The organism is Aeromonas sp. R10-1, from assembly GCF_040908465.1.
In the GTDB taxonomy this organism is placed as follows: Bacteria; Pseudomonadota; Gammaproteobacteria; order Enterobacterales; family Aeromonadaceae; genus Aeromonas; species Aeromonas caviae.
The window spans coordinates 1-12,822 of the sequence record NZ_JBFODT010000010.1 but is presented as its reverse complement, the minus strand read 5'-3'; the positions used below and the strand labels follow the sequence as shown (position 1 = coordinate 12,822).

15 protein-coding genes are annotated in these 12,822 nt (G+C 62.8%); 13 read left to right on the top strand and 2 right to left on the bottom strand.

Going from position 1 to position 12,822, the window contains the following annotated elements; genetic code table 11:
• Positions 1 to 3 precede the first annotated feature (3 nt).
• The gene (lfgA, locus tag AB5Y93_RS04270; protein WP_045522187.1) at positions 4 to 795 is read right to left on the bottom strand and encodes a lateral flagellar basal body P-ring formation protein LfgA; all 792 of its coding nucleotides are present in this window, start codon (positions 793 to 795) and stop codon (positions 4 to 6) included.
• Positions 796 to 856: 61 nt separating this feature from the next.
• Between lfgA and lfgB the strand changes: the two genes are divergently transcribed.
• The 12 genes from lfgB to AB5Y93_RS04210 all read left to right on the top strand — a co-directional run bounded on the left by lfgB (position 857) and on the right by AB5Y93_RS04210 (position 10,618).
• Positions 857 to 1,246 (top strand): lateral flagellar basal body rod protein LfgB, encoded by a 390-nt coding sequence (gene lfgB / locus AB5Y93_RS04265; RefSeq protein ID WP_041211820.1) that lies wholly within the window; start codon positions 857 to 859, stop codon positions 1,244 to 1,246.
• A 2-nt stretch (positions 1,247 to 1,248) separates the two neighbouring features.
• Complete coding sequence (gene flgCL, locus AB5Y93_RS04260) at positions 1,249 to 1,674, top strand: lateral flagellar basal body rod protein FlgCL (RefSeq protein WP_041211819.1); 426 nt, start codon at positions 1,249 to 1,251, stop codon at positions 1,672 to 1,674.
• Positions 1,675 to 2,358, top strand: coding sequence for a flagellar hook assembly protein FlgD (locus AB5Y93_RS04255; protein WP_042015076.1), 684 nt, complete (start codon positions 1,675 to 1,677; stop codon positions 2,356 to 2,358).
• 17 nt (positions 2,359 to 2,375) lie between these two features.
• A complete protein-coding gene (flgEL, locus tag AB5Y93_RS04250) occupies positions 2,376 to 3,569 on the top strand; it encodes a lateral flagellar hook protein FlgEL (protein ID WP_041211817.1) in 1,194 nt (397 codons plus the stop codon).
• A gap of 10 nt (positions 3,570 to 3,579) precedes the next feature.
• Positions 3,580 to 4,314 (top strand): lateral flagellar basal-body rod protein LfgF, encoded by a 735-nt coding sequence (gene lfgF, locus AB5Y93_RS04245; RefSeq protein ID WP_041214015.1) that lies wholly within the window; start codon positions 3,580 to 3,582, stop codon positions 4,312 to 4,314.
• Positions 4,315 to 4,389: 75 nt separating this feature from the next.
• Positions 4,390 to 5,175, top strand: coding sequence for a lateral flagellar basal-body rod protein LfgG (gene lfgG, locus AB5Y93_RS04240; protein WP_041211815.1), 786 nt, complete (start codon positions 4,390 to 4,392; stop codon positions 5,173 to 5,175).
• The gene (gene flgH / locus AB5Y93_RS04235) at positions 5,175 to 5,846 is read left to right on the top strand and encodes a flagellar basal body L-ring protein FlgH (RefSeq protein ID WP_042015080.1); all 672 of its coding nucleotides are present in this window, start codon (positions 5,175 to 5,177) and stop codon (positions 5,844 to 5,846) included. Before lfgG ends, flgH begins: the two co-directional genes overlap by 1 nt.
• An 8-nt stretch (positions 5,847 to 5,854) precedes the next feature.
• Positions 5,855 to 6,961, top strand: coding sequence for a lateral flagellar basal body P-ring FlgIL (fgIL, locus tag AB5Y93_RS04230; protein ID WP_041214014.1), 1,107 nt, complete (start codon positions 5,855 to 5,857; stop codon positions 6,959 to 6,961).
• 8 nt (positions 6,962 to 6,969) lie between these two features.
• Positions 6,970 to 7,368, top strand: coding sequence for a rod-binding protein (locus AB5Y93_RS04225; RefSeq protein ID WP_041211812.1), 399 nt, complete (start codon positions 6,970 to 6,972; stop codon positions 7,366 to 7,368).
• A complete protein-coding gene (gene lfgK, locus AB5Y93_RS04220) occupies positions 7,368 to 8,687 on the top strand; it encodes a lateral flagellar hook-associated protein LfgK (protein WP_368228863.1) in 1,320 nt (439 codons plus the stop codon). Before AB5Y93_RS04225 ends, lfgK begins: the two co-directional genes overlap by 1 nt.
• 10 nt (positions 8,688 to 8,697) lie before the next feature.
• Positions 8,698 to 9,597: a lateral flagellar hook-associated protein LfgL gene (gene lfgL / locus AB5Y93_RS04215; RefSeq protein WP_041214013.1), complete on the top strand. Its 900-nt coding sequence runs from the start codon at positions 8,698 to 8,700 to the stop codon at positions 9,595 to 9,597.
• A 19-nt stretch (positions 9,598 to 9,616) separates the two neighbouring features.
• Entirely contained in the window at positions 9,617 to 10,618 is a 1,002-nt protein-coding gene (locus tag AB5Y93_RS04210; protein WP_041211809.1) for a hypothetical protein, read from the top strand.
• A gap of 60 nt (positions 10,619 to 10,678) precedes the next feature.
• On the opposite strand, the gene fliB is transcribed toward AB5Y93_RS04210, so the two are convergent.
• Positions 10,679 to 11,842 carry a flagellin lysine-N-methylase gene (gene fliB, locus AB5Y93_RS04205; RefSeq protein WP_324046100.1) on the bottom strand — a complete coding sequence of 388 codons (1,164 nt, stop codon included), beginning with the start codon at positions 11,840 to 11,842 and terminating at the stop codon, positions 10,679 to 10,681.
• A gap of 210 nt (positions 11,843 to 12,052) precedes the next feature.
• Here fliB and lafA point away from each other — a divergent pair.
• On the top strand, positions 12,053 to 12,822 hold a 770-nt coding region (gene lafA, locus AB5Y93_RS04200; RefSeq protein ID WP_368228862.1), incomplete at its 3' end, for a lateral flagellin LafA.

Genomic DNA, 12,822 nt, shown 5'->3' with positions numbered 1-12,822 from the left:
GTGCTAAAAGCGGGTTTCGACTTCCCCCTTGTCAACCACCCAGGCCTGGATCTCTTTGCCGGAGCCGAGATTCCTGACCCTCACCCCTTCACCGATGGCGCCGTTTGACAAGGCCGTTCCACGGGTCGTGGCGGAAAAGCCCGGTTGCCCGGCCCGGATCAGCACCCCTTCCCCTGCCCTGACGGCCCAGGCCTGTTGCAGATCGAGTTCACCGACCAGTTGCCCCATCCTCAGATGGCGAAGGCTCTTGCTGCCTGCCAGGGGCTGCGAGCTGTGGGTGAAGCCCCGCTGCAACCGGCTGGCATCGAGGGATTTCTCCAGCAGATCCTCCGGGGCGATGACATGTCCCTTGGGGATGTCCCGTGCCGCCACCCAGACCGGCAACATCAGGGTGACCTCCACCCGGGCCCGCAACTGCCAGGCGGGCTCGGTACATTCCACCAGATAGGGGCGCCGCCCCCAGGGCTGGCGATACTGCCCGCCAGCCTGGAAGCGAACCGCCTGACGACATGCCGGCAGGTGGGCCACGGCGGGGGAGAGCCAGACCTGATAGTCGGCCCGGGTCTCTGGCCAGCCTTGCTGGCGCTGATACTCCCCCAGTGCCGTTTCGGCATCCGCCCTCAGACCGTCGGTCAACTGCTGCGACAGCGACGAAGTGGCCGCCCACGAGGGGAGTGCCAGGAGCAGCAGGGCAAGGAGACCTGCTCGCTTCCCTATGGGAAACAATGCTTCCCCTTTTGTCACTCTTGTCAGCCAGGGGTGATGGCCTGACCAGCGGAAACAACGGTTTTTCATGATTGGCATGAGTCTTGATAAAGGATGCACCGGTCTGACTGGTTCACAAGAAGGATGAAGCATGAGTATCTCATTTGACAGTGCGCTTGGCGTACACCCCTATGCCCTCGATGTGCGGGCAGACAGGGCTCGTATTCTGGCAGGGAACTTGGCCAATGTGGATACCCCGGGCTATCTGGCACGGGATGTGGATTACAAGGCCATCCTCGGCAGGGTCGCCCGGCAGGTGGAGGCAGGAGAGCCGGGCAGCACCATCAGCGAGGGCACCATGGGCAATGACATGCAACATCCCCTCTACCGCATACCCTATCAGGTCTCCATGGATGGCAACACCGCAGAGCTCAGCGTGGAGCAGAGCAAGTTTGCCAGCAATGCCACCGACTTCCAGACCAGTCTCACCTTCCTGAATATGAAAATCACCGGGATCGCCAAGGCGATCGAGGGCCGTTAATCATGTCGTTCAATCGCATCTATGACATCGCCGGCAGCGCCATGCGGGCGCAGACCGTCCGCCTTGACACCGTGGCTTCCAACCTCGCCAACGTCGACAGCGCCGCCGGCAGCGAAGAGGCCGCCTTCCGCGCCATCAAGCCCGTCTTCTCCACCCTCTATCAGCGGGTTCAGGAGGCCGAGGGGCTGGGGGCCGCCCAGGTGCAGATCGCCGGTATCGTCCAGTCTGACCGCCAGGTGGAGAAACGTCTGGAGCCGACCAATCCCCTGGCCGACGGGGATGGCTTCGTTTACTACTCCAACGTCAACGCGGTGGAAGAGATGGCGGACATGATGAGCGCCTCCCGGGGATTCGAGACCTCGGTCGAGGTGATCAACCGCATCAACAGCATGCAGCAAGGGCTGCTGCGTCTTGGTCAGGGGGTGTAAATGAGCCTGCCTCAAGTCAGCAGCCTGGATACCGCCCGCAGCGCCAGCCAGCGCGCCGCCACCCCTGAGATCGCCGCCAACGGTACTTCCGAGGGGCAGGGGGTCCAGCTTCGCAACGAATTCCTCCAGATGATGGTGGCCCAGATCCAGAACCAGGATCCCACCAACCCCCTTGATGGTGCCCAGTACGTTACCCAGCTAGCCCAGTTCAGCATGGTGGAAGGGGTCGAGAGCCTGAAAGTGCTGCAGCAGAAGTCCATCAACATGATGGACACCCAGCAGGTGCTCCAGAGCACGGATCTCATCGACAAGGAAGTGATGGTGCCGAGCCAGACCCTTGGCCAGGAGCAGGAGAAGGCGATCCGCGGTCAGGTGGAGCTGGGCGGCGCGGCCGACACGGTCGAGCTCAAGGTCTATGACAAGCACGGCACCCTGGTCGCCACCAAGAACTGGGGCGAGAGCAAGGCGGGGGCGCTGGATTACGAATTGCCGGTACTGCCCGCTGGCGAATACAGCTTCGAGGTGAAGGCTTCCCTGGGGGGAGTCGCCACCACCACCCGCAATTATGTAGCCAGCCAGGTGGAGCGCGTCAGCTTGCCGGGCACGGGCGAGATCATGCTGCAAGTGGCAGGCGTGGGGGAGGTTCCCCTGTTCAGCGCCGTCCAGTTTGGCAAGTCGGCGTAACCAGATAGGAGCGAAACATGTCTTTTAATATCGGACTGAGTGGCCTGCGCGCCGTCAACCAGGAATTGAGCGTCATCAGCAACAACGTGGCCAACGCCAGCACCGCCGGTTTCAAGTCCAGCCGTGCCGAGTTTGCCGCCATCTACGGTGGCGGCCAGGCCGGCGGCGTGGAGATGAGCAACGTCTCCCAGAACTTCGATCGCAACGGGGATGTGACCCGTACCGGGCGGGGCCTGGATCTGGCCATCTCCGGCAACGGCTTCTTCGTGCTCAAGGATGACAACGGTCAGACCTCCTATACCCGGGCCGGCCTGTTCCAGCGTGATGCCAGCAACTACCTGATCACCGCCAGCGGCAACCGTCTGCAGGGTTATGTGACCAATGATGCGGGTGAGCTGCAATCCGGCGTGGTGGGTGACATTCAGGTCAAGGCGGGCAGCCTGGCGGCCAAGCCGTCCGACACCCTGGAGTTCGTGGCGAACCTCAAGGCGGACGCCAGTGTCATCGACCAGGGGCTGCACCCCTTCGATCCCGCCAAGGCGGACAGCTTCAGCTACTCCCAGTCTAGCAAGGTGTATGACTCTCTCGGGGTCGAGCACACCGTCACCCAGTATTTCGTGAAGACCGGCGAGAACACCTGGCAGGTCAACTATGCCTTCAACGGGACCCAGACCGGTGCGCCGGTGACCATGGAGTTCAACACCAACGGCACCCTGAAGTCGCCGACCACGGCCCCCGTGCTGAACCTGGCCCCCGCCGGTGCCGAGCCCATCACCCTCACCGCCGATCTGGCCCGGGTCAGCCAGTACGCCTCCGATTTCAACGCCACGCGCAACCAGTCCAACGGCTATACCGCCGGGGATCTGACCGGGGTCAGGGTGGATGCGGACGGTGGCGTCTACGCCACCTTCACCAACGGCCAGAGCCTGCTCCAGGGTCAGGTGGTGATGGCGAACTTCGCCAATCCCCAGGGCCTGCTGCAAGCCAACAACACCACCTGGCAGCAGTCGTTCAGCTCGGGCCAGCCCGTGCTGGGGGCACCGGGCAGCGGGACCCTGGGCGGCCTGACGGCGGGAGCCTACGAGGCATCCAACGTCGACTTGACCGGGGAACTGGTCAGCCTGATGACCTCCCAGCGCAACTACCAGGCCAACGCCAAGACCATCAGCTCGGCGGACAAGATGACCCAGGTCCTGTTCAACTCCTTCTAAGGCGTGATCCGTGGAAAAGCTTATCTATACCGCCATGTCGGGGGCGCAACACACCCTCATGGCCCAGCAGATCCGGGCCAACAACCTGGCCAACGTGAATACCGCCGGCTTTCGTGCCGACTTCGAGCGGGCGTCCGCCTATGCCCTGACCGGCGATGGCTACCAGAGCCGGGTCATGGCCAGGGAAGAGCAGGCGGGAACCGACTTTCGGGCGGGTGCCCTGATGCAGACCGGCCGCAAGCTGGACGTGGCGATCCGCGGCGACGGTTTTCTCACCGTGCAGACCGCAGACGGCAAGGAGGCCTACACCCGTGCCGGCAACCTGGAGGTGGACGGGGAGGGGTTACTGACCCTCAACGGCCGTCCCGTGCTTGGGGATGGCGGCGAGATGGTACTGCCCGCCTATCGGGATCTGAGCTTTGGCAAGGATGGCTCCCTCAGCATCACCCCGCCGGGGGGCGGTGCCCGTCTGGACGTGGGCCGGCTCAAGCTGGTGAACCCGGATCCGGCCGAGCTGGTCAAGGGGGCTGACGGCCTGTTTCGCCAGCGCCAGGGCGGGGATGCGGAGATCAGCGAGCAGGTGGTGCTGGCGTCCGGTTTCCTCGAGGGGGCCAACGTGAACGCGGTGGACGAGCTGATCGGCAGCATGTCCCTGACCCGCAACTTCGAGTTGCAGGTCAAGTTGATGAAGACGGCGGACGAGCAGGCCAGGCAGGGTGCCAGGCTGATCTCTGGCCAGGGCTGACGGTCGGCCATGGCGGCCGGGAATGAATACTGACGGGATGCACCCCGTTCGAACGAATCAGGTGGAGAAACGAAGATGCATGCAGCGCTTTGGGTGAGCAAGACGGGTCTGTCGGCACAGGATGCCAAGATGGCCAGCATTTCCAACAACCTGGCCAACGTCAACACGGTCGGTTTCAAGCGTGATCGGGTGGCGTTCGAGGATCTGTTCTATCAGGTTCAGCGCCAGCCCGGTGCCCAGCAGGATCAGCAGAACCTGTCCCCCATCGGCATCCAGATGGGTAACGGTGTGAGGGTGGTCGGCACCCAGAAGGTATTCACGCCAGGGCAGTTCCAGAACACCAACCAGGAGTTGGACATGGCGGTGGTGGGGGCCGGCTTCTTCAGCGTCGAGCGCCCGGATGGCGAGACGGCCTATACCCGCAACGGTCAATGGCACCGCAATGCGGAAGGGCTGCTGGTCAATGCCGACGGCCTGCCCATGCTGCCGCAGATCCAGATCCCGGACAACGCCACCAAGATCGCCATCGGCACCGACGGCACCGTGAGCGCCACTCTGCCGGGACAGCAGGAGAACGTGGAGCTGGGGCGCATCACCCTGACCAACTTCTCCAACCCGGCCGGTCTGGAAGCCCTGGGTGGCAACCTCTACCGGGCGACCGGTGCCTCCGGTGAAGCCATCGAAGGGGTGCCGGGTGAAGAGGCCATGGGGGCCATCAAGCAGTTCACCCTGGAGAGTTCCAACGTGAACGTGGTGGAAGAGATGGTGGACATGATCACCACCCAGCGCGCCTACGAGATGAATGCCAAGGTTGTCTCCTCCGCCGATCAGATGCTCAAGTTCGTGACCCAGGCGCTGTGATGATGAAGCCGGTGTGGTATTGCGTCGTGCTCGCCCTGCTGCTGGGGGGATGCTCCACCTACGAGTTGCAGGCCCCCGAGCCCGGTGACGAGAAGTGGGCCCCTTCCCGCTCCGAGCTGACGAAAGCCGGGGTGGGGGAGGATGGCAGCCTCTACCGTAACGACTACATGATGACCCTGTTCCAGGATCGCCGTGCCTACCGGGTCGGCGACATCCTGACCGTCATGCTGGAGGAGCGCACCCAGTCCAGCAAGAAGGCCAACACCAGCATGAACAAGAACAGCAATCTGAGCGTGCCTGTGCCTTCCATCGGCGGTGTTTCCCGACCGGACTGGAGCGCCTCTATCAAGGCGGATCGCGACTTCGACGGCGGGGCGACCTCCAGTCAGCAGAATACCCTGGCGGGGGCCATCACGGTCACCGTGGCCGAAGTGATGCCCAACGGGGTGCTGGGGATCCGGGGGGAGAAGTGGATCCGCCTCAACCAGGGGGATGAGTACATCCGTCTGGGGGGCATGGTGCGGGTCGAGGACATCGACCAGAGCAACCGCATCTCGTCCCAGCGCATCGCCGATGCCCGCATCACCTATGCCGGTCGCGGCGCCCTGGCCGACAGCAACCAGATGGGCTGGCTGTCGCGCTTCTTCAGTTCCGCCTTCTCCCCCTTGTGAGGATTTCGATGAACAGATGGTATATCGCCCTGCTCTGCCTGGCGCTGTCGGGCGTGGCCGGCGCCGCTGCCCCCGCCAAACGGGCCCTGCTGGACATTGCCGACGTGCAGGGGATGAGAGCCAACCAGCTGGTGGGCTATGGCCTGGTGGTCGGCCTCTCCGGTACCGGGGATCGCAGCCAGGTCAAATTCACCGGCCAGTCCATGACCAACATGCTCAAGCAGTTCGGGGTACAACTGCCCGATGACATCGATCCCAAGCTCAAGAACGTGGCAGCCGTCTCCGTGCAGGCGACGCTGCCCGCCCTCGCTGGCAAGGGTCAGCAGATGGACGTGACCGTGACCTCCATCGGCGATGCCAAGAGCCTGAGAGGCGGCTCGCTGCTGCTCACTCCCCTGCGCGGCATCGACGGTGAAGTCTATGCGGTCGCCCAGGGCAACCTGGTGGTGGCCGGTGTCAAGGCGGAGGGGCAATCCGGCTCCTCCGTGACCATCAACGTGCCGACGGCCGGCATCATCCCGAACGGTGCCATCATCGAGCGGGAGGTGGCCAGCAACTTCTCGGACAAGCCGGAAGTGACGCTCAACCTGCACCAGCCCAACTTCAAGACGGCCCGCAACGTGGAGCGGGAGATCAACCGCCAGCTCGGCCCCGTGGCCAAGGCGGTCAGCGCCGGTCGCATCCAGATTGCGGCCCCCCGCGATGAGAGCCAGCGCATCTCCTTCATGGCCCTGTTGCAGGACATCCAGGTGGACATGGGCAAGGAGCGGCCACGAGTCGTTTTCAACAGTCGTACCGGCACCGTGGTCATGGGGCAGGGGGTCAAGGTGCACAAGGCAGCGGTCAGCCATGGCAGCCTGACGGTCACCATAGGTGAGAGCCAGACGGTGAGCCAGCCCAACGCCTTCTCCAACGGGCGGACCACCACGACGCCCAACTCCCAGATCCAGGTTGACCGGGAGCGCAACAACATGTTTGTCTGGCCAGATGGCACCTCCCTGGAGGTGATCGTCAAGGCGGTGAATTCCCTGGGGGCGACCCCGGATGATGTCATGGCCATCCTGCAAGCCCTCGACGAGGCGGGAGCCCTCGAAGGCGAGCTGGTGGTCATCTAAGGATCTCTATGACCAGAATTACCTCGGAGCCTGGTTTCTATCAGGATCTCAATGAACTGCAGCAGATAAAGAGCAACCCGGATCAGCGCGCGGCCCTGGAGGCGGCGGCCGGCCAGTTCGAGGTGAGCTTCCTGCAGACGGTGCTCAAGCACATGCGTTCGGCGTCCGACGCCATGCAGGATGAAGAGGACAGGCTTATCAAGGGGGAGTCCCTCTACCGCGACATGTACGACAGCCAGCTCGCGATGAGCCTGGTCAAGCGCGGCGGCATGGGGCTCAAGGAGCAGATGGTCAATCAACTGGCCCCCACATTAAAGAATGCCGAGCCGGTGGTCGCTTCAGACTCCCAGACCCTGGCTGCCTTCAGTCAGCCTCTGAATTCGGCAAAAATGAGGAAAGTTGACTGATGTCGCTGCTCAGTATCGGTTTTAGCGGACTCAATGCATCGCAGATCGCATTGAACATCTCTGCCCAGAATATCGCCAACGTCAATACCATCGGGTACAGCCGCCAGGAGGCCATGATGGGCAGCCTGTCGGGCTTTGGCCGGATGGACAACGGCATGGGGGTCGAGGTGACCGGGGTTCGCAGGATCACCGATGACTATCTGGTCTCCCAGCACTGGCGCAGCCGCTCCGCGACCGGCTCCTCCTATGCTTTTCACCAGTACATCAATACGACAGAGCAGTTGCTCGGCAGCGAGTCGATGAACATCACCAAGGGGCTGGACAGTTTCTTTGCGTCCCTGAGCGCCGCCCTCGACAGCCCGGAAACACCGGCGCAGCGCAGCCAGATCGTCAGCTCGGCCGGTGCCCTGGCCAACCGCTTCGGCCAGTTGAACGAGAGCCTGCTGACCCAGGAGAAGCAGATCGACGATCAGCTGGGCAGCACCATTACCCAGGTGAACAGCTATCTCAAGCAGGTGGCGGAGCTCAACACCCAGATCGGCGAGCAGGCTTCCAAGGGGGTCAACACCTCGGCGCTGGAAGACAGCCGCGAGCAGATAGTGCGCGAGCTGTCGACCTTCATGGAGGTGCGGGTCAACCGTCAGAGCGACGGCTCCTTCTCCCTGAGCCTGCCCCAGGGCCAGCCCCTGGTGCTGGCCGGCAGCAGCAGCACCCTCTCTCTGGCCGGCGACACCCTGAGCCTGAGCTTCGGGCCGCAATCCTTCGAGGTCCCCAGGCTTCAGGGCGGCACCCTGGCGGGCGTGCTGGAATATCGCACCACAGTGCTGCGTCCCCTGCGCGACGAGCTGAACCAGATCGCGAAGAAGCTGGCGGATGACTTCAACGCCAAGCAGGCGGGCGGCGTCGATCTGAACGGCGATCCCGGCAAACCCCTGTTCAGCTACGACCCCCTCAATCCCTCCGGCACCCTCAAGGTGGCCGACGGCTTTACCGGGGATCACCTCGCCTTCGCCAAGGCGGGGGGCGGCAACGGCGACAACCGCAACCTGCAGGAGCTGCTGACCATCAAGGATGATCAGTACGATGCCTACAGCGCCCTGCTTGGCAAGATGGCGGTGCAGAGCGGTCAGGCCAAGGCGACCATGGAGGCCGATGCCAACATGGAGAAACAGCTCGCCGCCAAGCTCAGCAGCGTGAGCGGCGTCAACCTCGATGAGGAAGGGGTCAAGGTGATGGCCTACACCAAGGCGTATCAGGCCAATGCCAAGGTGATCAGCACCTCGGATCAACTCTTCAATTCCATTCTCAACATGTTCTGACGGAGTCCGCATGCGCATCAGCACCAACCAGATCCAGCTCAGCATGCTCGACAACCTGCAGCGGGGCTTTGGCGACTACGCCCGGCTGGATCGCCAGATCTCCTCCAACAAGCGGATCCTGCAGCCTTCGGACGATCCCGTGGGCAGCGTGCAACTGCTCGGTCTGAAGAAAGAGCAGGTGGCCATGGCCCAGTACCAGAAGAACATCGCCAATGCCAAGAGCCAGCTATCCCAGGGGGAGCTGCAGTTCGAGACCATGACCAACATGCTGAGCCGGTTGCGAGAGCTGACCCAGACGGCGGCCAACGGTTCCCTCTCCGAGGACGATCGCCGGGCGGTGTCCAGCGAGGCGGCCATCATCAAGGAGGGACTGCTGGATCTCGCCAATGCCCGCAACGAGAACGGTTCAAGCCTGTTCAGCGGCAGCCAGGTGGACAAGACCCCCATCGTCCAGGGTCCGGGTGGCGGCTATCTCTATCAGGGGGATGCCCTGGTGCGGGAGGTGGAGATTGCCCGGGGGGTGACGGTGTCCCTCAACCAGACCGCAGACAGCCTGTTCATCCAGAACGGGGATTTCTTCAAGCAGCTGGACGACATGGTGGCGGCCTTCGATGCCGGCGCACCGGATGCGGCGGATCAGGCCAGAGCCATGCTGGATCGCAGCAAGACCCTGCAGGATGACATCAGCCAGATGGTGAGCACCATAGGGGCGCGCATCAATCTGCTGGATCAGGTGGACGAGGGTCATGCCGAGAAGAGCACCTATAGCAAGGAAGTGAGCAATCAGATAGAGTCCCTCGACTACGCGGGGGCCGTGACCCAGCAGGCGCATGTGCTGATGGCTCTGCAGGTGCAACAGCAGGCCTTCGCCAAGGTGAATGGCCTGAGCCTGTTCAACTACATGCCCTAAATCTGTCTAAGGAGCCAGGATGCAGATTCAACAAACCCGTCCGGGGAGCGTGGTCGAAACGCCGGCCCAACCCAGGTTGCAAGGTCGTTCGACTGCCCAGGCTACTTCTCCCCAGACTCCTCGCAATGAACGCCAGCCCAATGTCATCCGGCTGGATCGCTGGGCCCTGATCGGCACGGCGCAGCAGCGAATCGCCCATGCCCAGGGGGGCGAGCAGGCCCTGAGCCAGGTGTGGGGCGAGCTGAAGCGCCTCGAGCAGCAGCTCGGCCAGCAGAAGGCGGCGAGCGGGGATCTGGTCTCCCGTCTCAAGGTACTGGAAGAGAAGCTGACCCAGCCGCAGGCGCCACTGACGAGCGAGCTCAGGCCACGCTTGCTGGCGTCGGCCACGGACAGCAGGGTGCACTACAGCGCGGAGCGGCTCGATCTGCTGAGCCCAAGGGCGAGTGCCGAGCGTCTTGTCTTCTCCTTCCCTCAGACCAGCAGCGCCGTCGAGGTGCTGCTGCCCGCCGATGCCAGTGAAGCGGAGGCGGCCGCCCGTCTGGATCGCGCGCTGCGCAAGGAGCATATCCAGGCGCGCCTGAACGAGCTGGGCAAGCTGGAGCTGAGCGTGCCGGATCAGCACAGGCGCAAGCTGGATGAACCCGTGCTGCTGAGCGGTGAGGGCATCCGCATTCCCGCCGGCAACCCGGTACCCGTGCAGTTCAAGCCAAAGGCGGGGCAGTTGACCCAGCTCGGCGAGGGGCTCGACAAGGGGGAGATCAAACAGGAGCAGCAACGGCTGAAGCGACTGCTCGGAGAGATAGAGCAGTCGGTGCGCGAGCTCAAGCAGTTTCGCCAGCGGATGGTGAAGCAGCTCGATCGGGTGAAGTCACGCAGCCAGAACCTGCAGCAGGAGGAGCTGGTCCAGTTGCAGGGCAAGCTCAGCCTCCAGCTCAAGGAAGGGGGCTTCATGGGGACCATGTCCGGCCTGCTTGCCCAGGCCAACGTCTCGCGCCAGAACGTGGTGGCGCTGCTCACCTAGGGGGCCAGGTCCCGTTCACGACAGAAAACCGCCATGCAGCTCGCTGGCGGTTTTCTGTTTTCAGGGTTTGAGCAGGGCGTACAGGGAGATGTCCGACGCGAAGCCGGAGTCGTTGAGCCCCTGTTCTATGGTCTTGATAAAACTCGCATTGTGCTGGCGTATGGTGTGGTAGCTGTAGAAGAGGTTGACCACGTCCTGCTCGTCCAGCTCCTTGTCCATGGCCAGTAGGCAAAGGTAGTTGCGCAGCAGGAAGTAGTCGACCACCAGCAGTTGATAGGCCTGGCACTTGTCGCCCTGCTGCAGCGGGAAGTTGTGGTGATAGACGTAGTAGAGCAGGTAGTTGTCCAGGATCTGGGGATGACTGGCCAGGAAGGGGGCGACCCTGTCGTGCCAGACTTGCTGCAGGTGTGCAAGCTTGTCCTCGTCGTAGGTTCCCTCCAGTACCTCGTTGATCTTGTCGAGGCAGACCTGCATGGTCTGCCGCCCCCGTCTCCCCTGGGAGTAGGCCAGCAACTGGTGGGTCATGGTTCTGAGGCCCCACCACTGCAGTCTGGGCAGGGCGGGCAACTGCTCGAACATGGTGTTGAGCTCCCCGCGTTCGGCCAGTACCGCCACCTGATCGAGGAAGGCCTCGTGGGAGAGTTGCGCAGGATCCCGGTGGATCAGCATGCCGACCAGCCATAGCCGAATCGCCACGGGGATATCCGTGGCGGCCAGCACGTGAATGCTCAGGCTGTGCAACGTCGCCATGGCGTTGGAGGGGGGCGGAGCGAAGGGCAGGGGCTGGGTGAGCTCGGTGACCTCGGTCTGCATCGCCAGGGGGTCAAACAACAACTGGCGGCACACCTGGGGGCAGGAGAGCATCAGGGACCTCTTGAGCTGGTTGCCGATGCGGGTCTGGGCTCTGGGGTAAGTCTTGCAGGTGTGACTCAGGGCATCCGGACCCGCCTTGCTGTGGATCTGGCACAGGCGGTGTTCATCGAGGAAGGGGCAGGCGCCCTGTTCGTCGAGCTTTATCTCCCCCCAGCGCTCGTTGCTCTGCTTCACCTTGATGATGTGCAGCTTGCTCAGGGATTTGACCGTGGGGTCGGGGTGGCGCTCATAGCTGCGGAAGGTCTGCTTGTCGATGCTGATGGTCCAGCTGTGGCAGCAGTTGTCCTCGCAGCGATCGCCGATGCACTGAAAATGTTGAACGAAATGCGGTGTGTAGAGCGAAGCAGCCATGTCGCCATCCGGTAGTGAGAGAGGACGTTTTAAAAGCAATAAGCATGCCGGATAGGGGAGAAGGCGCATACCCGAGATACCGGAATGCCCGGGAGGGGGTCAGAAGAATAATATGCGTTGGGGAGATTACATTTCTGCACGAAAGGGGTCGCCTCTATCTGATGTCAACCTAACGGGCTGCTGTGCAGCGTTTAACTCGAGGAATACATCATGGGCTTGTCCATTCATACCAACTTCGCCTCTCTGACCACCCAGAACCAGCTGAACAACACCAACAAGATGCTGGGCACCGCCATGCAGCGCCTGGGCACCGGTCTTCGCATCAACTCCGCCGCCGACGACGCGGCCGGTCTGCAGATGGCTACCCGTCTGCAAGCCCAGTCCAACGGCCAGAAGGTCGGCATGCGCAACGCCCAGGATGCCATCTCCATGATGCAGACCGCCGAAGGCGCCCTGGACGAGATGACCAACATCGTTCAGCGCATGAAGGATCTGGCCACCCAGGGTGCCAACGGCACTACCAGTACCGAAGACTACACCGCCCTGAACGCCGAGTTCGGCGAGCTGTCGAAAGAGCTGGCCAACATCACCGACAACACCACCTTCGGTGGCCAGTCCCTGCTGAAGAAAGCCGCTGGCAACTTCGAGAAGGGGGCGGTCAAGTTCCAGATCGGTGGCTCCGCTGCCGAGACCCTGAGCGTGGACATCTCCACCGACCTGAAGAAAGTGACCGGTTCCACCGCTGGCTCCGGCCTGGATGGTACCGCAGTCAAGGGTGGCGGTATCGGTGATCAGACCAAAGCCAATGCCGCTATCACCGAGATGGAAACCTTCCTGAAAGACATCGGCAGCGCCCGTTCCTCCTTCGGTGCCAACATCAACCGTCTGGAGCACACCGTCAACAACCTCTCCAACATGAAAGAGAACACCGACATGGCGAACGGCCGCATCATGGATGCCGACTTCGCCCAGGAGAGCAC

Bases quoted from the DNA above. Each gene is read 5' to 3' on its own strand.
- AB5Y93_RS04255 (WP_042015076.1), top strand. From the start codon at position 1,675: ATGAGCCTGCCTCAAGTCAGCAGCCTGGATACCGCCCGCAGCGCCAGC.
- AB5Y93_RS04210 (WP_041211809.1), top strand. From the start codon at position 9,617: ATGCAGATTCAACAAACCCGTCCGGGGAGCGTGGTCGAAACGCCGGCC.
- AB5Y93_RS04225 (WP_041211812.1), top strand. From the start codon at position 6,970: ATGACCAGAATTACCTCGGAGCCTGGTTTCTATCAGGATCTCAATGAA.
- fliB (WP_324046100.1), bottom strand. From the start codon at position 11,842: ATGGCTGCTTCGCTCTACACACCGCATTTCGTTCAACATTTTCAGTGC.
- lfgB (WP_041211820.1), top strand. From the start codon at position 857: ATGAGTATCTCATTTGACAGTGCGCTTGGCGTACACCCCTATGCCCTC.
- flgEL (WP_041211817.1), top strand. From the start codon at position 2,376: ATGTCTTTTAATATCGGACTGAGTGGCCTGCGCGCCGTCAACCAGGAA.
- flgH (WP_042015080.1), top strand. From the start codon at position 5,175: ATGATGAAGCCGGTGTGGTATTGCGTCGTGCTCGCCCTGCTGCTGGGG.
- fgIL (WP_041214014.1), top strand. From the start codon at position 5,855: ATGAACAGATGGTATATCGCCCTGCTCTGCCTGGCGCTGTCGGGCGTG.
- lfgK (WP_368228863.1), top strand. From the start codon at position 7,368: ATGTCGCTGCTCAGTATCGGTTTTAGCGGACTCAATGCATCGCAGATC.
- flgCL (WP_041211819.1), top strand. From the start codon at position 1,249: ATGTCGTTCAATCGCATCTATGACATCGCCGGCAGCGCCATGCGGGCG.
- lfgA (WP_045522187.1), bottom strand. From the start codon at position 795: ATGAAAAACCGTTGTTTCCGCTGGTCAGGCCATCACCCCTGGCTGACA.
- lfgG (WP_041211815.1), top strand. From the start codon at position 4,390: ATGCATGCAGCGCTTTGGGTGAGCAAGACGGGTCTGTCGGCACAGGAT.
- lfgL (WP_041214013.1), top strand. From the start codon at position 8,698: ATGCGCATCAGCACCAACCAGATCCAGCTCAGCATGCTCGACAACCTG.